Raw genomic sequence first — 17,808 nt, forward strand, 5'->3', positions numbered from 1 at the left:
CGATGGTGACGCGGGATTTTTCCGGTGAAGATGTGTACAAAGTTCTGGTGAACGTTGGTGGGTTTCAGCACGTTCGTACCACAGGGGATCACCTGATTCTTCGATGGGACCCACCAGAAAGCCATGAGAACGCAGATACGCGTACCGTGACTGTTCCGGCCCACGACTCGATCAGCATTGGAACGCTCCATGATATTGCTGATGATGCCGGTGCGGAGAATTTCGAAGCATTCTGCGAGTGGATCGACGATAATCGGTGATGACCGACCTCGGTCTGTGAGTTATCAGTGCTGGCCACAAAAGGACATAAAGTAACAAATGAGTATAACGACGGAAATCTACGGTATATAGAATGAATCGTCGTCAGTTGTTATCATCGACGACAGCCATGCTCTCAGTTGGATTCTCAGGGTGCGTGTCTTTTACTGATACTCCTCAGGAGTCCGCCTGTAATGGAATTGCTCCTCTTATCATATTTAACGAAGACGACCAGCGGTATGATCTTGATATCCTCATTGAAGAAGACGGGAAAACTGTGTTGTCTGAAGAATACAGCGTGGGTCCATCTATCAGTGACGACGACCAAACGCAAATTGATGTAAGTTTAGAGGCTGAAAGCACATATTCCGTGATACTCAGCGTGTCTGGTACAGAGTATGATCCTCAACAAATCGATATCTCAAACGGAAGTGGGTTGGCAATCACCATAGAAGATAGGGAACCTACCGTAGACACGTATCCTGCCTGCGACTGACTACTCAAACAAAGAATGTCAGTTTATACTCTGTTTTAACGATCTGCGAGTAGTATGTATCGAGCAATTTGTGAGCTCCCTGTACTGACCACGCTCGGTCAGGATATATTACTTAGTAATCATTTCCATAGAGTCACATAATTGATGCTGAGATCGACTGCGAACACCTCCAAAGCCCCAGTCGCGACGACTCGCTCGCCTCGCTGCGGTCCTCAGTCGGTCGCTATCGCTCTCTCCTTGCGGTCCTTGCGTCGTCCTGCTTCGTCCTCGCGATTGCCCCTTTGAGTCCCACCCCGCACAGCGCCGCCCCGCACCTCACACCTCCCCAGCCTCGTCGGCGGTCCTCCGCTTCGCTCCGGACCGCCGACTCCCTCGCGCGTGCTCCTCGCGGCCTCCGCTTCGCTCCGGCCGCTCGCAGGCACGCGCCACCGCGTCGTTTATTTATAAGTAATCGACACCGCCGCTTCAGACGTCGAAGTCGAGTTCGACGGCGTCGCCCTCGTCGACGTCCCCCGAATCGACGACGTGCTCGTCGGCGGCGAACCCCGCGTGGAGGTGGCCGTAGGTGCGGTCGATCGCCTCCACGATCACCTTCGTGTCGCCGGTGACGGGCATGAAGTTGGTGTCGCCGCTCCACCGCGGGACGACGTGGGTGTGGAGGTGGTCGACCGAGCCGCCGGCGGCGTCGCCGCCGAGGTTCTGGCCGGTGTTGACGCCGTCCGGCTCCAGGTCGCGGCGCAGCGCGTCGAGCGTCGCCGCCTTCAGCCGCGCGTGGTCGAGCAGCGTCGCGTCGTCGAGGTCGGTCGGGTCCTCGACGTGCGCGTCCGGGATCACCATCGCGTGGCCCGGGTTGTACGGCGCGTTGTTGAGGAGGACGTAGTTGCGGTCGCTGCGCGCGACGATTCGCGCCTCGCGGGCGTCCTCGCGCCCGGGCAGGACGCAGAACGGGCAGCCGTCGATCGGGTCGGCGTCGCGCTCGACCCACTCGATCCGCCACGGCGCGAAGATCCGGTCCATCAGTCGTCGAAGCCGTGGATGCCCGCCGTCGTCACCTCGACGCCGTCCTCGGTGACCAGGAGGGTGTGTTCCGCCTGGCTCACGAGGGCGTCGTCGTCCTCCTTCAGGACGGGGTACCCCTTGATCGCGTTCGCCTGCTTCAGGCGGCGGAGCGCCATCTCGGCGCGGTCGGTCTCCAGCCACCGCGCCGCGAACGGGAGGTCGTCGAACCCCTCGATCTCTTCGAGCGCCTGCCGCGCCCGCCGGTCGCGCACGCTCGCGGACCCCTGCTGCTCGAAGATCTCCTCGTCGGTCCCCTCGCCGACCTTCCCGCGGCCGTCGGTGGCGAACGGCTCGATGGCGACCGCCTGTCCCGGTTCGAGCTCGACCGAGCGGTCGACCCCGCGGTTCGGCACCGTCGGGCCGGTGTGGGCGTCGTAGCGCTCGACGCCGTGTCCGGAGAGGTTTAACACGGGCGTGTAGCCGTACCCGCGGATCACGTCCTCGATCGCCTGCCCGACGACGCCGACCTCGACGCCCGGGCCGGCCTCGTCGAGCGCGGCCTCCAGCGCCATCTCGGCGGCCTCGACGAGCTCCGGGTTCCCGCTGTGGTCGACCGTCACCGCGGCGTCGGCGATGTAGCCGTCGACGTGGACGCCGACGTCGAGACACACCATCTCGTCGCCGAACTCCGTCTCGTCGTCGCGGCCGGGCGTCGCGTGCGACGCCTCCGGGTCGACGCTGACGTTGACCGGGAAGGCGAGGCCGGCCCCCTGCTCGCGCACGAAGTCCTCCGTCCACTCGGCGACCTCGAGGTGGGTCCGGCCCGGCTCGACCATCTCGCGGGCCTCGTTCACCGCCTCGACCAGCACCGCGCCGGCCTCGCGGTAGCTCTCGACCGCGTCCTCGTCAAGGGGTCCGTGACTCATGGGTCCGGGTTCGGCGACCGCGCGCAAAGAGGTTGCGGAGGGCGGTCGATCGCCCCTCGTTCAGGCGCGCGTGATCTCGACGTGCCACTCGTCGTCGGCCGGGGCCGCCGTCTCGTGGGCGAACCCGCGCTCCGCTAACACGTCGTACAGCGGCACCGGCTCGAAGCTGTTCACCAGGCACAGCGACTCGCCGTCGTCGAGGCCGTCGAGCGCGGCCACGATGTCGCCGAACGGTTCGCCGTCTATCTCGCGGGCGTCCAGCCGCTCGTCCGCGTCGTCGAACGGGTCGGGGCTCATGGATCGGTCGTTGCGCCCCGGGGTGATGTAGCTCCCCCCGAACGGGTTCGGGCGCCGCGGCCGAGCGTCCGGACTCCCCGCGAACATGTTCGCTCGAAGACGTACGGGGCCGGAGCGCGTCGGATCGGACATGTCGAGCACGCCATCAGACCACGACCACGACCACGGGGCGGACCCGGTGACCGATCGCGTCCACGAGAACTCGTGGTCCGCGAACCTCGAAGGCCCGGAACACGCCGACGACCGCGACCTGCTCGTCCGACAGGCGATCGATGCGGTCGAACACACGGCCGCCGGCAACCACGTCAACCTCGTCACCCACGGCGACCACGGCCACCCCGAGGAGTACCTCTTCGAGGCGCTCGACGCGGAACTCGGCGGCGACGTCGACTGGGAGTACGTCGAGCAGTGCGGCTGCGGCGGGCACGTCGTGCGCGTCCACGCGTAGCCCGGTTATCCGTTTTCGCCGTTCGATCGCGGGAGCCACATCCGCACCACCGTCCCGGTCGGTTCGCGGGTGTCGATCTCGAGGTCGCCGCCGGACTCCGTGACGATCCAGTGGACGAGCCAGAGGCCGAGGCCGCTCGCGTGTTCGAGCGCCGTCTCCCGCGCCTCCGAGAACACCGTCCGCTCGACCGGCGGGATCCCCGGTCCGTCGTCGGCCACGTCGATCCGGAACCGGTCGCCGTCGGCGACGACCGTCGCCTCCACGTGGGGGTCGTCGCCGTCGTTGTGGACGACGGCGTTCTCCAACACGTTCCGGATCGCCGACTCCAGGAGTTCGTCCGCGGAGACGACCGCGGAGTCCGGGACCGACACCGTCACCGTCGCCTCCGGAAACGACGACTCCAGCGAGTCGCAGAGGCGATCGACGAGCGCGGCCAGGTCGATCTCGGTCCGGCCGGCGTCGCTGTGGAGCGCGACGTCGATCTCGCGGGCCTGGTCGCTGAGGTGGGTCAGGGTCCGCACCTTCCGGTCGATGATGTCGAGGTACGGATCGCCCTCCTCGTCGACGTGGTCGCGGAGCAGGTCGGCGTACCCGCCGATGACGTTGGTGTCGTTCTTCAGGTCGTGTCGAAGCACCCGGTTCAACACCTGGAGCCGCTGCTCGTACCGCCGGGCGTCCGTGACGTCGGTGGCGGTGATGACGACCTCGCGCGTGTCGGCGAACAGCCGTTCGATCACCGTCTCGAACCGCCGCCAACTGCCGTCGGCGCACGCGATCCGGTGCGTGAGCGACTGCGGTTCGGCGCCCTCGAAGGCGCGCTCGAAGGCCTGCTGCGCCTCGCGCCGGTCCTCGGGATGGACAAGGTCGATGACCGGACGCCCCTCGACCTCGTTCGCCTGGTGACCGAGCAGCCGCTCTATCGACGGGCTCACGTACCGGAGCAGGCCGTCCTCGCCGCAGACCGCGATCACGTTCGGCGACTTCTCGATGAGCGCGCGGTAGCGCCGCTGGAGCGTTTCCCGTTCGGTGACGTCGCGGAACAGCAGGACCGTTCCGCCGCGGGTCGTCCCCGGCCCGGTGATGTCGTGGACGTCGACCGTCAGGAACCGGGAGGCGCCGTCGCAGTCGACCGTCACGCGGAACTCGTCGTCGGACGCCGCCTCCGCCACCGCGTCGGCGACCGCCGGGACGTCCTCGAACGCCTCGTCGGCGTGGACGCCGAGTTCCGCGTCCGGGAACAGCGCCTCGGCCGGGTCGTTGTTGTCGACCACCCGGCCGTCGGCGTCGCAGACGACGACGCCGTCGGAGAGGTTCGCGAACACCGCGTCGCGGGCGATCGGCGAGACGTCGAGCAGCCGGTACCGGAACACGACCCACGCCAAAAGCGCCGAGGTCCCGCTGAAGGCGATCGGCGTGAAGTCGACGAACCCGTTGTCCGGCCCGACGAGCCCGGCGATGCCGGCCGCGCCGAGCGACAGCGGCGCGACGCCGGCGACGAAGAGGACGGCGGCCTGCCGGCGGAACACGCCGTCGCGGGAGACCGCGGCGTAGCCGAGGACGGCGAAGGTGAACAGGTTGACCCCGTAGGTGTAGCCGACGAACCCGAGCAGCGCGGGCGTCGGCGCGTACTCCAGAACCCGGAAGCCGCCGGCGTCGACGAGGACCGGATCGACGTAGAACAGCGGGTCGACGCCGACCGTCCAGACGGCGGTAGCGACCGCGACGGGGACGACCCAGAAGAGCGCGAAGCGGCGCCGGGCGACCCACGCGGTCCGGTCGACGTACGAGAGGACGAAGGCGGGCCAGGCCACCGCTAAGCCGGCGGAGCCGAGCCAGACGAAGCGGTTGAAAAACAGCGTGAGATCGAGCGACGTCGCCGACAGCTGGGCCGCGTACGCCAGCGACCAGACGCCGGCGGTGCCCGCGACCCCGACGAAGCTCCGTAGGAGGGCGTGGCCGCCGCGAGAGCGGTTCCCGACCGCGTACGCGGCGAAGGCGAACGACGCGACGGCCGCCACGAGCAGCGGAGCCGTGTACGGCGTCGGTTGCCACGCCATCGATACCGGTAGGATGCGAGAGCCCCGTAAAAAGGGACCGAATCCCCTAACCGGTTTGAGAAGAGTGCGTCCGTATGCTCCAACCGGGCGACTCCGCACCCGAGATCACGCTCACCGACCACCGCGGCGAGACGGTCACCGTCGACCCGGCCGCGGCCGGCCACACGGTCGTGTACTTCTACCCCCGCGCCGACACGCCCGGCTGTACCGCCGAGGCGTGTGGCTTCCGCGACGAGTGGGACGCGTTCGAGGCGGCCGACGTCGCCGTCGTCGGGATCAGCGACGACCCCGTCGAGGACCTCCGACCGTTCGCCGCCGAGTACGACCTCCCCTTCACCCTCCTCTCGGACCCCGACGGCGAGGTCGCGACCGCGTACGACTCCTACGGCGAGAAGTCGATGTTCGGGAAGGCCTTCGACGGCGTGTTCCGGAACACGTACGTCCTCGACGACGAGGGGACCGTCGTCTTGGCCTACGAGGGCGTCTCCCCCGAGGACCACGCCGTCGAGATTCTCGACGACGTCCGCGCGCTCGACGACTGAACGGGGCTCGGCCGTCGCCGAAGCCGATCCGCCGACGGCTGCCACCCGGTAGTATTATTACTTGTCAGGAGTCACGTGAAACGATGCCCTCCAAGCGAACGTTCGCGAAGCGCCTAGCGGCGCTCGCGGCGACCGGGCTGGGAGTCGGCGGACCGATCGACGCACTGACCTCGGAACCGCCGCCCGACGGAACCCTCGCGGTCGAACCCGCCGCGACCCGCGCCGGAGCGAGCGGCGCCGAGTCGACGGACGGCGACGCGACGAGCGGCCGCGACGCCGCCGGAGCCGACGGACCTCGATCGGCGGTCGCCGCCGGGACGTACGACCCGGCCGCGGCCGCGTCGAACGCCGTCGACACCGTCGTGACCGGCCGGGTCGACCCCGCAGTTCTGACGGCGACCGGCCTGCCGAGCGGGGTCGGGCGTCGACTCCGGCGACTGCTCGACCGGTACGAGAGCGCGTCGCTCGCCGCCGTGCGGCAGGCGACCGGCGGCGCCGCGCTCACCGCGGACGGGCCGCAGGGGTGTGCGGTCGCCGTCGGCGACGTCGACGCGGCCGGGCTGACCGCCGAACTCGACGCCGACCCCGAGGTGGCTCGCGAGGCGGACGACGGCTCGGGATTCGCCCGGTTCCGGGCGCCGAGCCTCGGGTCGGCGGTCGGCGTGGCCCCCGGTGAACTCGTGGCCGCGTACGGCCCGTCCGGCGCCGTCGCCGCGGCGCACCGCGACGCCGGAATCGGCGAGAGCGCCGGCGGGGGAGCGCCGCGGCGGGCGGGCGCGACCGCGAGCTACGGCCCCCTCCCCTCGCTGCTCGGGGGCGACGCGACGGTGTGCGTCGACCTCGGGCCGGACGCCCGCGATCACCTCCGGAGCGTGCTCGCCGACGCGCCCGACGAGCTCCGCACCGCGGTCGACGCCTCGGGCGCCGTCGGGGCGTCGCTCCGCGTTACCGACGGGGGATCCGCCACCGGTGGCGCAGACACCGGTGAGCCGACCGTCGCGCTGCGGTACGGCGCGGTCGCGGACCCGCGACGCCTCGACAGGGAGACCGCCGAGGCGATAGCGCGGGCCGCCCGCGAGGGCGAGGCCTCGCTTTCGGACGCGACCGTCACCCGACACGGGCGGACCGTGATCGTCGACGCCGCGGCCGAGAGCGACCTCTTCGCCGCCCACGCCTCGCTGTTCGGCGGGACCGTCGGCGACCCGATCGAGGTGGCCGACGCGTGAGCGACGCCGCCGGGCGCGAGAGCGTCGAACACGAGAGCGACGCCGCCGGGCACGAGCCCGCCGACCTTGAGAGCGCTACAGCCGTATCGACCAGTAACAGACGTACGAGCGAATCCACGATGACGACGAGAGACCACACGCCACGACAGCGGTATCGAACGAGGACGAGTCGATGAGTTCCGAGGACTCGCCTTCGAGGACTCCCGACGAACCGACGGACGACGCGGAGCCGGCGAGCCCGGATCGATCGTCCACGGCGGCCGATCCACCGCGGACGACGACCGACCGACCGACCGCGGCCGACGCGTCCGGGTCGCCACTCGACCGGATCGAGACCCGACACGCGGTCGGGGTCGCGGCGGTCCTCGCGGTCGCCGCGGGGCTGCTCGTCGCGCCCGGGGTGTACGGCGCCGTGACGGGGCCCGACGGGACGGTCGCCGTGATCGAGATCGACGGGGCGATCGACTCCGGGACGGCCCAACACGTCGAGGACAACCTCCGGGACGCCCGCACGAACGACTCGATCGAGGCGGTCGTGCTGGAGGTCGACAGCGGGGGCGGCCTGCCCGCGCAGAGCGAGCGGATGTACGCGGCCGTCGACCGCACCGCGTCCGTGATGCCCGTGTACGCCGCCGTCGACACGCTGGGCGCGTCCGGCGCCTACCTCGCGATCGCGCCCGCCGACCGGATCTACGTCGCGCCCTCCGCGCAGGCGGTCGGCAGCGTCGGCGTCGCCGGCACCGCGCCGACCCCGAGCGGGCCGAACGCCGGGACGACCGGCCCGGACAAGGCCGGTACCGACCCGGACACCCAGCGCGAGCGCCGACAGACGCTCGCGAACCTCTTCATCGCGAACGTGCTCGAGCAGCGCGGCGACGAGATCGAGCTCGACCGCGAGGCGATCGCGCACGCCGACGCCTACCTCGGCACCGAGGCGGTCGAGAACGGCTTCGCCGACCGATTCGGCTTCGTCGGCGGCGCGGTCGCGGACGCCGCCGCGGAGGCGGGACTCGACGACTACGCGGTCGACACCCGCCGCACCGAGAGCCGCATCCCCGGCGGCCTCTCGCTGTTAGAGCGCGACGACGGCACGGTCGTCGTCGCCGACGCGTCGGACGACCAACTCGGCGACGGGCTCATCCTCGCGGTCGCTCCGGCGGCGTGGGACGAGACCGTCGGCGACGACGTCGTCATGACGAGCTACACCGCGCGGCTGCCCGCGGACGGCAGCGAGGCCGACGCGGCGACGGCCGGGGACGCGGACGCGACGAACGGCGACGAGTCGGCCGCGATCGGCGACGACTCCGCCGCGGCGATCGACGCCGCGGTCGCGGCGAACGGAGGTGCGGGCGAATGAGCGTCGACCTGCGAACGACGGTCGGCGCGTTCGCCCTGGTCTTCCTCGCGATCGTCGGCGTCGCGGCCGTCGGGGGCGTCGTCCTCGACGACGCGCCGCCCGAGACGGAGCCGGTCGCGGACGACCACTGGCAGCTGGACGCGGTCGAGCCGGAGACGGTGAGCGAGGGCGGCGAGGTGGAGATGGAGAGCAGCGAGCCGTCGAACACGGTCGTTATCCACCTCGGCGGCGGCAGTGCCGGACTCGGCGGCGGGACTTCCATCCTGCCGATCGAAGACGGCGACGCGCCCGCGACGGCTGACATCGGGTCGCTCGGCGGCGTCCGACGCGGCGTCGCGCCGCTCACCGCGGCGCTCGTCGAGAACGGGCACGAGGTCCGGTTCTACGCGGGCATCGCGAGCCCCGAGCCGCTGCCGTCGATGCTCTCGGACGCGGACGCGTTCGTCACCACGAACCCCGGCGCGCTGTCGGCGACCGACGCCGACGCGGTCGAGTCGTTCGTCGACGCCGGCGGCCGGACGCTCGTGACGAGCGACCCCGGCGGCGCCGGCGCGCTCACCGAGTTCGGCTCGCCGTTCGGCGTCTACGGTGAGGCCGGCTACGTGTACGACATGGAGAACAACGACGCGAACTACCTCAGCGTGCTCGTCGAGCCGACCGGACCGGGGGCGCTGACCGAGGGCGTCGAACGCGTCGTCCTCCGCGGCGCCGCGCCCGTCGGCGTCGCCGACGGACCGGCGACGCTGGCCACCGCGGAGACGTCGCGGCTCTCGACGACCCGGGAGGCCGGCTCCTACGGCGTCGCGGTCCGCAGCGACTCGCTCGCGGTGGTGGGCGACTCCAGCTTCCTCGAACCGGAGAACGCCGGCCGCGCCGACAACGGCGTCCTGATCGGCAACGTCGCGGACTTCCTCGTGACCGGCGAGGAGCCCAACGTGTCGTTCGGCCCGACCGGCCCCGGCGGCGCGGTCCCGCCGGGTGGCGCGACGCCGCCGCCGGAACCGCCCGAGCCGTCCGGGAACGCGACCGCGTAGCGCTCCGCGGCCCCGCGGAGCGCGATGCGATCCGGTGCGGCCCGTGCGGCTCGACACGGCTAAGTCGACGCGCTGCGGCCGCGACGCTTCTCTTTCACCCCGGGAACCGGATCCCGGCGGCCGCGTCGGCGATCTCGCGGCGCTTCAGCAGGCCGAACCCGAGGACGATGACCGCGAAGCCCGCGACGGTGAACGGCGTCACTGGCTCGGCGAGCAGCAGGGCGCCCGCGACGGTGGCGACGATCGGCACGACGTAGGAGACCAGGTTGATCTCGAAGGGGCCGAGCCGGTCGAGCAGCGTGAAGTAGATGGTGTACGCGACGGCCGACGAGAGCAGCCCGAGGAACGCCAGCGCGACGAGCGCGCGCGGCGCCGCGGCGGGGAGCCGCTGACTCTCGCCGACGCCGAGGCTGAGCGCGTGGATGGCGAGCGCGCCGAACCCCATCGCCCACCCGGTGAGCGCGACGCTGGAGAACGAGGTCTCGACGGTCCGGAGGCCGACGCTGCCGACCGCGACGGCGACCACGCCGATCGCGATCAGCCCGACGCCGACCGCGACCCCCCCGCCGAGGCTCGCGGGGTCCGGCTGCGCGACGAGCCCCACGCCGAGGAACGCGAGGACGACCCCGACCGCGCCGCGCGAGTCGAGGTCAGCCCCGCCGATCCAGACGGCCGCGACCGCAGCGGTCGCGATAGGGACGAGGCTGTAGGTGATCGAGGCGATGCCGCTCGTCGTGTACTGCTGGCCGACGAACAGCAGGGAGTTGTTCGCGGCCACCGAGAGCCCGCCGCTGAACCCGATCGCGGCGAGGTCGCCGCGGGTCCGCGGCAGGGGCTCGTTCTGCGTGAGCAGCACGTACGAGATCAGCGCCAGCGCGGCCACGTCGAACCGGTAGGCGGCGTACAACACCGGCGGGTAGTAGTCGAGGCCGACCTCGATGGCGACGAAGGAGCCGCCCCACAGCAGGGCGAGGGTGAAAAACAAGAGGACGTCTCGGTACCGTGACACGGTCGACCGAACGCGCGCCGGGGGTAAAGCGGTGTTCGTTCGCTCTCAGTAGCCGCGGACGATGAGGTAGTCCGCGAGGTCCTCGAGCAGGCTCCGGGAGCCGCTCTCGGGGAGGAGTTCGAGGTGTTCCTTCGAGCGCTCGGTGAGGTCCGCGGCGGTGTCGCGGGCGTATTCGATGGAGCCGACCTCTTCTAAGGCCGCGACCGCGTCGTCGATGGCCGCCTCGGTCACCTCGGCGGGCGTGTCGGCGTCGACGAGGCCGTCGACGTCGACCCCCTGCTGGCGGGCGTGGAGGGTGATCAGCGTCTCCTTCCCCTCGACGAGGTCGGAGCCGCGCTGCTTGCCGAGCTCCTCCGAGGGGACGGTGAGATCGAGCACGTCGTCTTGGATCTGGAACGCGCGCCCGGAGTCGATCCCGTACCGGTATAAGGCGTCGACGACGTCCTCGTCGGCGCCGAGCAGCAGCGCGGGCGTCGCGGCCGACGCGCCGTACAGCACCGCGGTCTTCAGCTCGACCATCTCTAGGTACTCGTCGGGGAGGATGTCGTCGCGGCTCTCGAAGGCGACGTCGAGCGCCTGCCCCTCGCAGATCTCGGTACAGGTCGACGCGAGCATTCGCATCGCTTCGAGCCCGTGTTGCGGGTCCGCGCCCGTCTCGGTCATGAACTCGAACGCCTTCGAGTAGAGCGTGTCGCCCGCGAGGATCGCCGTCGAGACGTCGTACGCCTCGTGGACCGCGGGGACGCCGCGGCGCAGGTCGTCCTCGTCCATGATGTCGTCGTGGATCAGCGTGAACGACTGGATCACTTCGATGGCGACCGCGGCCCGCATCACGTCGACCTCGTCGCCGTCGAGCGAGGGGAACGCGCGGAAGTCGGCGCCCATCGGCTCGGTGCCGGTGACCGCCTCCGCGGCCAGCGTCGTCACCGTGGGGCGGAGCCGCTTCCCGCCGGCCTCGAGGATGTACCGGGTCGCCTCGTACAGCCGCTCGGGCTCCTGGACCGGCAGCTCCTCGTCGATAGCGGCGTTGACGAGGTCACGCCGCTCGCGGATGGCTTCCAACACCCGCGCCTCCTTCGTCTCGCTCGTCATTCGGCGAGCTGGATGACGCTCCCGTTCTGCGTGACGTGGATGTCACGTCCGAGCTTGTACCCCTGCGACGTCGCGAGGTTCACGTACGGCGAGCGGCCCTCAAGCGTCTGGTGACCGGGGATGACGTGCTGCGGCTGGAGCGCCTGAAGCATCTCGTAGTGGCCCTCCTCGCGGAGGTGCCCGGAGACGTGGATGTCGTCGTAGAGGCGCGCGCCCTGCATCCGGAGCAGCTGTTCGCTCTGGTAGCGCTGCCCCTCGTTGGTCGGCTCCGGGATGACGCTCGCGCTGAAGACGACCTTGTCGCCGTCGTCGATCTCGTACGGCGTCTCGCCGCGTCCCATGCGGGTCAACATCGCGCGCGGCTCGCCCTGATGGCCCGTGACGATGGGGAGGAAGTTCCCCTTCCCCTCCTTCATGATCCGCTTGAACGCGCGGTCGACGGACTTGCGGTGGCCGTACATGCCGACGTCGCCCTGGAAGTCGACGAAGTCGAGCCGCTCGGCCGTGCCGGAGTACTTCTCCATCGAGCGCCCGAGCAGGACCGGCTGGCGGCCGATCTCGCGGGCGTACTCGACGAGCGTCTTCACGCGGGCGATGTGGGAGGAGAACGTGGTGGCGACGATGCCGCCCGTGTAGTCCTCCATCGATTTGAGCGTGTCCTCGACGTGCTTCTTCGCGTACGACTCGGAGGGGGTTCGGCCCTTCCGGCCGGCGTTCGTACAGTCCTCGATGTACGCGAGGACGCCCTCGTCCTGGCGGCCGATCTCGCGGAACCGATCCATGTCGATCGGGTCGCCGATGACGGGGTCGTGGTCCAGCCGCTTGTCGAGCCCGTAGACGACTGCGCCCTCGGGCGTGTGGAGGACCGGGTTGATCGCGTCGATGATGGAGTGAGTGACGTTGACGAACTCCATCTCGACCTGCTCGGAGTCGCCGATCGCCATCGTGGCGCCCGGCTTCATCTTCACGAGGTCGTTGTCGACCTGGAACTTGCCCTCGTCTTCGATCTGCTGGCGGACCAGCTCGATCGTGTACGGCGCGGAGACGATCGGCGCGTCGTAGCGGTGGGCGAGCTTCGGGATCCCCGCGATGTGGTCGAGGTGGCCGTGGGTGGGGACGATCGCCTGGACGTCGCCCTCCAGTTCGCTCATGACCCGGTCGTCCGGGATGGCGCCCATGTCGATCAGGTCGAGGCTGTGCATGCTCTCGGTCTCCACGTTGTCGTGGATGAGGACCTTACTGAGGTTCAGGCCCATGTCGAAGATGACGATGTCCTCGCCCGCACGGACCGCCGTCATCTGTCGACCGACCTCTTCGTAACCGCCGAGTGTCGCAATTTCGATTTCCATGGTGTGTTGGTGTCGGAGCCGTTGTCGGCGCCGATCACTGAAACCCCGCAAGGAGCCGTCAGCGCTACGTCCTACCGCGCGTCGTTGAAGGCCCCGCTACGGCCGAGTCGCCGCGACTCACCGTGTCCCGCGGGAGTGTGGTACCTCGGCGTACTCCCGCGCACGTTAAAAACTCCCGGGTTCGGTCGCGCGGCGGCGGTGCGCGTCCGAATGCGGTGACGACGGAATCACCGGGCGAGTCCCGCAAAGCGTATCACGTTCTCCGCCGAACGGCCGGCGATGCCAGACGTTCCCCGCCGCCGAACCCTCCTCGCGGCCGCGTCAGGGATCGCCGCCCTGGCCGGCTGCGCCGGCAGCGAGACCGCGTCGAACAGCTACCCGACCACCAACCGACGGATCGACGGCTACGACCTCGAGAAGGTCCGCGACGAGAGCGGCGGCGCGCTCGTCGCCTCGGGCGACGAACTGCCGTCGCTCTCGGCCGACGAGCGCGCGTTTCAGCGCCGCAGCACGCGACGGGTGTTGGTCGCCGACGAGGACCTCACCGAGCTCGCCTTCGCCGAGACGGACGCCGGCGAGCGCCTTCGGTCGTTCCTCGCCGCGACCGACTTCGAGTCGGCGTCGGCGTACCTCCTCACGATGCCCGTGCGAGCGTGTCGAGAGGTCCGGTTCCGGTCCGTCTCGGTCGAGCCGGACGAGCTCGCGGACGACGACCTCCACCCGCACGCCGACTTCTGTCAGGCGTACCGTCCCGCGGACGTCGAGTGCGACGCCGACGAGACCCACACCGTCGGGTTCGCGATCCGGCTCCCGGTCGCCGCCGACCGCTCGACCGGGAGCGGCAGCGGCATGAGCGGCTCCTGCCTCCGACGGGAGCCGCCCGCGGTGTTCAACGCGTCGGCCGTGTCCGGGAGCGGCGGTGATGAGGCGTGAGCCGGAAATCGAGTTCGCGCCGCCGCTTCCTCGCCGGGATCGCGACGGCTGGCGCGGCGGCGGTCGCCGGCTGTTCGGCGCTCCCGTTCGGCGCCGGCGAGGAGCGTCGCGAGGCGCCCGCGTCGCTCCCGGCGGACGCCGTCGGACCGGTCGAATGGCCGGCATCGCCGTACCCGGTAGCGGTTCCGGGGTCGCTCGCGGCCGCCCACGAGTCGCGGACGCGCGAGCTGCTCGACGACGTGCCGACCGATCCGGACCTCCCCAACGCCGGCGTCGCCGCGGCGATCGGCGACGACCGCGAGCAGGCGCGTCGGCGCGCGGACGCCGAGGTGCCCGACGGCTGGCCGGTCGATGTGCTCTCCGCGTGGCGGCGCCGCCGGGAGGACGCCGCGGAGGTTCGGGGCGCGTACCGAGCCGCCACCGGGGCCGACGAGGGATCTGATCTGATCGCCCGGCGCCGCGCGGTCCGCGACGACCGCGGGGCGCTCGCGTCGGGACTGGAGTACCGGGCCGAGTCGCCGGCGGCGGCGGTGCTGGCGTACGAGCCGATCGAGTCGCTGCTCGCGGAGTGTGCGGGGCACGTCGCCCCCCGCGTGACGTACCCGGACGACCCGGTCGCCGAGCCCTTCCGCGCCGGCGAGGCGGTCGCGCGCGTCGAGCATGCGAGAGCGGCGATCTCCGACGCTGCCGGGCTCCGCGAGGCGTACCTCGACGGGCGCGACGGGGCGACGCCACAGTGGGCGTCGCTGGTCGCGGCCGCCGACGGGCTGCGGGGGTCGGTGATCCGGACGCGCGCGACCGTCCGGGAGCGGACCGGCGGCGAGGAGCCGTTCGCCGACGAGGACCTGAGCGGCACGGTGGCACAGGAGCTGGTGGCGGTGAGCGACCTCCGGACCGAGTCGGCCGTCGAGGACGTCGAGCGGGCGGTCGAAGCCGACGAGTACGCCACCGCCGCGGTCGAGTCCGGAGTCGCACTGGCCGAGATCGAGGCGTACCGGAGGGCCGTAGCGGCGATCCGCGACGGAGAACACCGAGAGGTCCCCTCGGAGTCGTCCGTCCGGTCGGCGGCGGACCGAGCCGGAACCGCGGTCGCCGAGGCTGTCGAGGGCGGCGGTCCGCTGGCGACCCGGCTCGTCCGTCCGGCGGTGGAGGCGGTCGGGTACGTCGCCGACCGGATCGCGGAGGGGTACGGCTCGGTCCGCCGGAGCCAGGCCGAGCTGGCATACGCCGCCCTGTACGCGAACGCGGTCCCACCGGCGGCCGAGTTCGTGCGGGAGCGGCTGGCCCGAGGGGCGGTCGGGGACGACTGACGGAACGTTCGTGTCAAACCGACCGGTTTCGGGGCTTCGTCCCGGTATTTTTATTACCGCGACGGGCGGCGATACGGACAATGAGTGGACGACCCCTCGACGTGCTCGAAGCGTCGCTCGAGGAGCCCGTGACGGTACACCTGAAGGACGGCACGACGTACTACGGCGTCCTCGGCGGTTACGACCAACACATGAACGTCGTCATCGAGCCGGAGGCCGACGTGGACGACCGCGTCGACGACGACCTCGACGGCGAGTTCGCGGTCGCGATCGAAGACACAACGATTATACGCGGCGATAACGTCGTCACCATCAAAGCATGACCGGCGCAGGTACGCCCTCTCAGGGGAAAAAGAACAAGACGGTTCACGTGAAGTGTCGACGCTGCGGCGAGAAGTCCTACCACGTCAAGAAGGAGCGCTGCTCCTCGTGCGGCTTCGGCGACTCCGCCTCCCGGCGCGACTACGCCTGGCAGTCGAAGACCGGCGACAACTGACGACGCGGTCTCTTCGGTTTCTTCTCGCTTCTGCTCGGTGAACGGCGGGTTTATAAATAGAGCATTGGGGAGCGGCGATCTCCTCCAAGTCCCAGCCGCTTGCTTATAAACGCCTGCTGACGGAAGAGCGGCGAAGGCCGCCAAAGCCCCAGCCGCGAGGAGTCGCGCGGCTTGCTGCGCTCCTCGCTCACTCCGTTCGCTGCGGTGCTTACTGCGCCGGGCTTCGTCCTCGCGGCTGCCCCTTTGAGTCCCGCCCGACCGCAACCGCACCGCAACCGCACCGCACCTCGCGCCTCCCCAGCCTCGTCGGTCGCCGTCGCTCCGCTCGGCGACCGACTCCCTCGCGCGTGCGACTCGCGCCCTGTCGGGCGCTCGTCGGCACGCGCCACCGCATGGTCCGGGGTTGCGGTTCGCCACGCCCCCGCCGGCACCCAAACCGTTTCCCGCGGCGATGGCCGAGTCGGGACATGGACCTCTCAGTCGTCGACCTCTCGCCGGTCCCCCGCGGCGGCACCGCGGCGGACGCGTTCGAGAACACGGTCGACGCGGCGAAACACGCCGAGCGGCTTGGTTTCGAGCGGTTCTGGGTGGCGGAGCATCACGGGATGGGCGACCGCCTCGCGGGCACCACGCCCGAGGTGCTGCTCGGCCGGCTCGCGGGCGCGACGGAGTCGATCCGGATCGGGAGCGGGGCCGTCCTCATGAACCACTACAGCCCGTTCAAGGTGGCCGAGTCGTTCGGCGTCCTCGACGGACTGGCGCCCGGCCGCGTCGACCTCGGCATGGGGCGCGCGAACGGCTCGCCCGCCTCGGACCGCGCGCTCGGCACCGACCGCCGCGTCGAGAACCCGAACGAGGACCACCGCGAGCGGATCACCGCGGTCGTGAACCACCTCCGGGACGCGTATCCCGACGGGCACGAGTACGCCGACCTCTCGGTGCCGGGATCGGACGCCGGGCCCGCGACGCCCTGGGTGCTGGGGTCGAGCCCGTCCAGCGGCGAGATCGCGGGCGAGCTGGGGCTGCGCTACTGCTTCGCGGGCTTCATCCGCCCCGGGTTCGCCGAGCGCGCGTTCGCGGCGTACCGCGAGGCGTTCGACCCCGAGGGTGGAGTCGGGGGGCTGGACGAGCCGCGGGGGATGGTGGCGGTCAACGCGGTCGCGGCAGAGACGGACGAGGCCGCGGCCCGGCGACGCGCCCCCGCCGAGGCGACGTTCCGCCGGATGCGGCGCGGCGAGCTGGGCGACGAGACGCCCACGGTCGAAGAGGCGGTCGACGAGCTCGGCGGGGCGCCCGAGCCGACGCCCGCGACGCTGGACGACGACGAGTGGCCGCGCGCGATCTCCGGGAGTCCGGAGACGATTTCGGGGCTGTTGGAGCAGTTGGCCGACCGCGTCGGCGTCGACGAGATGATGATCCAGCACACCGTGCCGGACCACGACGACGCGCTCGACTCGCACGCGTTGCTCGCCGAGGCGATGGATCTGGACGGGCGGGAATAGTTCGGTCTTAACTCGGTGGACATTCTCGATTGCTCAGTTGGTTGGGAAAACCGATCGGCAGTGACGGACACCACCAGAACCTCGGCCGATTACTTATAAATCGCTGCTGACGGATCGACGGCGAACACCGGCAATGCCCCAGTCGTTTACTTATAAATCGCTGCTGGCAGATCGGTGACGGACACCGCCAAAGCCCCAGCCGCTTACTTATAAATGGCTGCTGACGGATCGGTGGCGGACACTGTCAAACCCCCAGCCGCGAGGGCGACGTACGCTCGCTGCGTTCCTCGGTCGGTCGCTATCGCTCCCTCCCTGCGGTACTTACGTCGCCTACGCCGCCCTCGCGACTGCCCCTTTGAGTCCCGCCCCGCACAGCACCGCAACCGCACCTCACACCTCCCCAGCCTCGTCAGTCGCCTCCGCTTCGCTCCGGCGACTGACTCCCTCGCGCGTGCGACTCGCGGCCTCCGCTTCGCT

At 70.3% G+C, this 17,808-nt stretch carries 19 protein-coding genes; 12 read left to right on the forward strand and 7 right to left on the reverse strand.

Annotated features, from left to right (window positions below; translation table 11 throughout):
* Positions 1 to 2: 2 nt before the first annotated feature.
* Both CPZ01_RS11050 and CPZ01_RS15040 read left to right on the forward strand, forming a co-directional pair.
* Complete coding sequence (locus CPZ01_RS11050; RefSeq protein WP_096395029.1) at positions 3 to 260, forward strand: type II toxin-antitoxin system HicA family toxin; 258 nt, start codon at positions 3 to 5, stop codon at positions 258 to 260.
* 128 nt (positions 261 to 388) lie between these two features.
* Positions 389 to 754: a hypothetical protein gene (locus CPZ01_RS15040; RefSeq protein ID WP_157745966.1), complete on the forward strand. Its 366-nt coding sequence runs from the start codon at positions 389 to 391 to the stop codon at positions 752 to 754.
* Positions 755 to 1,219: 465 nt separating this feature from the next.
* On the opposite strand, the gene CPZ01_RS11055 is transcribed toward CPZ01_RS15040, so the two are convergent.
* Genes CPZ01_RS11055 through CPZ01_RS11065 form a run of 3 tightly spaced genes read right to left on the reverse strand, consistent with a single transcriptional unit; the run spans position 1,220 to position 2,976 of the window.
* Positions 1,220 to 1,771 (reverse strand): HIT family protein, encoded by a 552-nt coding sequence (locus tag CPZ01_RS11055; protein WP_096395031.1) that lies wholly within the window; start codon positions 1,769 to 1,771, stop codon positions 1,220 to 1,222.
* A complete protein-coding gene (gene map / locus CPZ01_RS11060) occupies positions 1,771 to 2,679 on the reverse strand; it encodes a type II methionyl aminopeptidase (RefSeq protein ID WP_096395033.1) in 909 nt (302 codons plus the stop codon). Before map ends, CPZ01_RS11055 begins: the two co-directional genes overlap by 1 nt.
* 60 nt (positions 2,680 to 2,739) lie before the next feature.
* Positions 2,740 to 2,976 carry a DUF2249 domain-containing protein gene (locus CPZ01_RS11065; RefSeq protein WP_096395034.1) on the reverse strand — a complete coding sequence of 79 codons (237 nt, stop codon included), beginning with the start codon at positions 2,974 to 2,976 and terminating at the stop codon, positions 2,740 to 2,742.
* A 130-nt stretch (positions 2,977 to 3,106) separates the two neighbouring features.
* Between CPZ01_RS11065 and CPZ01_RS11070 the strand changes: the two genes are divergently transcribed.
* Entirely contained in the window at positions 3,107 to 3,424 is a 318-nt protein-coding gene (locus tag CPZ01_RS11070; RefSeq protein WP_096395036.1) for a CGCGG family putative rSAM-modified RiPP protein, read from the forward strand.
* A gap of 5 nt (positions 3,425 to 3,429) precedes the next feature.
* Here the strand turns inward: CPZ01_RS11070 and CPZ01_RS11075 are convergent, their stop codons facing one another.
* Entirely contained in the window at positions 3,430 to 5,481 is a 2,052-nt protein-coding gene (locus tag CPZ01_RS11075; RefSeq protein ID WP_096395038.1) for a histidine kinase N-terminal 7TM domain-containing protein, read from the reverse strand.
* 74 nt (positions 5,482 to 5,555) lie between these two features.
* On the opposite strand from CPZ01_RS11075, the gene CPZ01_RS11080 reads away from it, so the two are divergent.
* From CPZ01_RS11080 to CPZ01_RS11095, 4 genes are all read left to right on the forward strand, one after another.
* Positions 5,556 to 6,023 (forward strand): peroxiredoxin, encoded by a 468-nt coding sequence (locus tag CPZ01_RS11080; protein WP_096395040.1) that lies wholly within the window; start codon positions 5,556 to 5,558, stop codon positions 6,021 to 6,023.
* Positions 6,024 to 6,106: 83 nt separating this feature from the next.
* On the forward strand, positions 6,107 to 7,249 hold the full coding sequence (locus CPZ01_RS11085) for a hypothetical protein (protein ID WP_096395042.1): 1,143 nt from the start codon (positions 6,107 to 6,109) through the stop codon (positions 7,247 to 7,249).
* A gap of 172 nt (positions 7,250 to 7,421) precedes the next feature.
* The gene (locus CPZ01_RS11090; protein WP_096395044.1) at positions 7,422 to 8,606 is read left to right on the forward strand and encodes a S49 family peptidase; all 1,185 of its coding nucleotides are present in this window, start codon (positions 7,422 to 7,424) and stop codon (positions 8,604 to 8,606) included.
* Positions 8,603 to 9,640: a hypothetical protein gene (locus CPZ01_RS11095; protein ID WP_096395045.1), complete on the forward strand. Its 1,038-nt coding sequence runs from the start codon at positions 8,603 to 8,605 to the stop codon at positions 9,638 to 9,640. The genes CPZ01_RS11090 and CPZ01_RS11095 overlap by 4 nt, the downstream gene beginning before the upstream one ends.
* A gap of 94 nt (positions 9,641 to 9,734) precedes the next feature.
* Here CPZ01_RS11095 and CPZ01_RS11100 read toward each other — a convergent pair whose 3' ends face one another.
* Genes CPZ01_RS11100 through CPZ01_RS11110 form a run of 3 tightly spaced genes read right to left on the reverse strand, consistent with a single transcriptional unit; the run spans position 9,735 to position 13,090 of the window.
* Positions 9,735 to 10,649, reverse strand: coding sequence for a DMT family transporter (locus CPZ01_RS11100; RefSeq protein WP_096395046.1), 915 nt, complete (start codon positions 10,647 to 10,649; stop codon positions 9,735 to 9,737).
* Positions 10,650 to 10,694: 45 nt separating this feature from the next.
* Positions 10,695 to 11,741, reverse strand: coding sequence for a geranylfarnesyl diphosphate synthase (idsA3, locus tag CPZ01_RS11105; protein WP_096395048.1), 1,047 nt, complete (start codon positions 11,739 to 11,741; stop codon positions 10,695 to 10,697).
* The gene (locus CPZ01_RS11110; RefSeq protein WP_096395049.1) at positions 11,738 to 13,090 is read right to left on the reverse strand and encodes a ribonuclease J; all 1,353 of its coding nucleotides are present in this window, start codon (positions 13,088 to 13,090) and stop codon (positions 11,738 to 11,740) included. The genes idsA3 and CPZ01_RS11110 overlap by 4 nt, the downstream gene beginning before the upstream one ends.
* Before the next feature lie 279 nt (positions 13,091 to 13,369).
* On the opposite strand from CPZ01_RS11110, the gene CPZ01_RS11115 reads away from it, so the two are divergent.
* From CPZ01_RS11115 to CPZ01_RS11135, 5 genes are all read left to right on the forward strand, one after another.
* Entirely contained in the window at positions 13,370 to 14,023 is a 654-nt protein-coding gene (locus CPZ01_RS11115; RefSeq protein WP_096395050.1) for a hypothetical protein, read from the forward strand.
* A complete protein-coding gene (locus CPZ01_RS11120) occupies positions 14,020 to 15,333 on the forward strand; it encodes a hypothetical protein (RefSeq protein ID WP_096395051.1) in 1,314 nt (437 codons plus the stop codon). The genes CPZ01_RS11115 and CPZ01_RS11120 overlap by 4 nt, the downstream gene beginning before the upstream one ends.
* 80 nt (positions 15,334 to 15,413) lie before the next feature.
* The gene (locus CPZ01_RS11125; protein ID WP_017344111.1) at positions 15,414 to 15,656 is read left to right on the forward strand and encodes an LSM domain-containing protein; all 243 of its coding nucleotides are present in this window, start codon (positions 15,414 to 15,416) and stop codon (positions 15,654 to 15,656) included.
* Positions 15,653 to 15,829 carry a 50S ribosomal protein L37e gene (locus CPZ01_RS11130; protein ID WP_096395052.1) on the forward strand — a complete coding sequence of 59 codons (177 nt, stop codon included), beginning with the start codon at positions 15,653 to 15,655 and terminating at the stop codon, positions 15,827 to 15,829. The genes CPZ01_RS11125 and CPZ01_RS11130 overlap by 4 nt, the downstream gene beginning before the upstream one ends.
* Before the next feature lie 467 nt (positions 15,830 to 16,296).
* Complete coding sequence (locus CPZ01_RS11135) at positions 16,297 to 17,331, forward strand: LLM class flavin-dependent oxidoreductase (RefSeq protein WP_096395053.1); 1,035 nt, start codon at positions 16,297 to 16,299, stop codon at positions 17,329 to 17,331.
* The last annotated feature ends 477 nt before the right edge of the window (positions 17,332 to 17,808 follow it).

It is taken from the genome of Halorubrum trapanicum, assembly GCF_002355655.1.
GTDB classification, from domain to species: Archaea; Halobacteriota; Halobacteria; order Halobacteriales; family Haloferacaceae; genus Halorubrum; species Halorubrum trapanicum_A.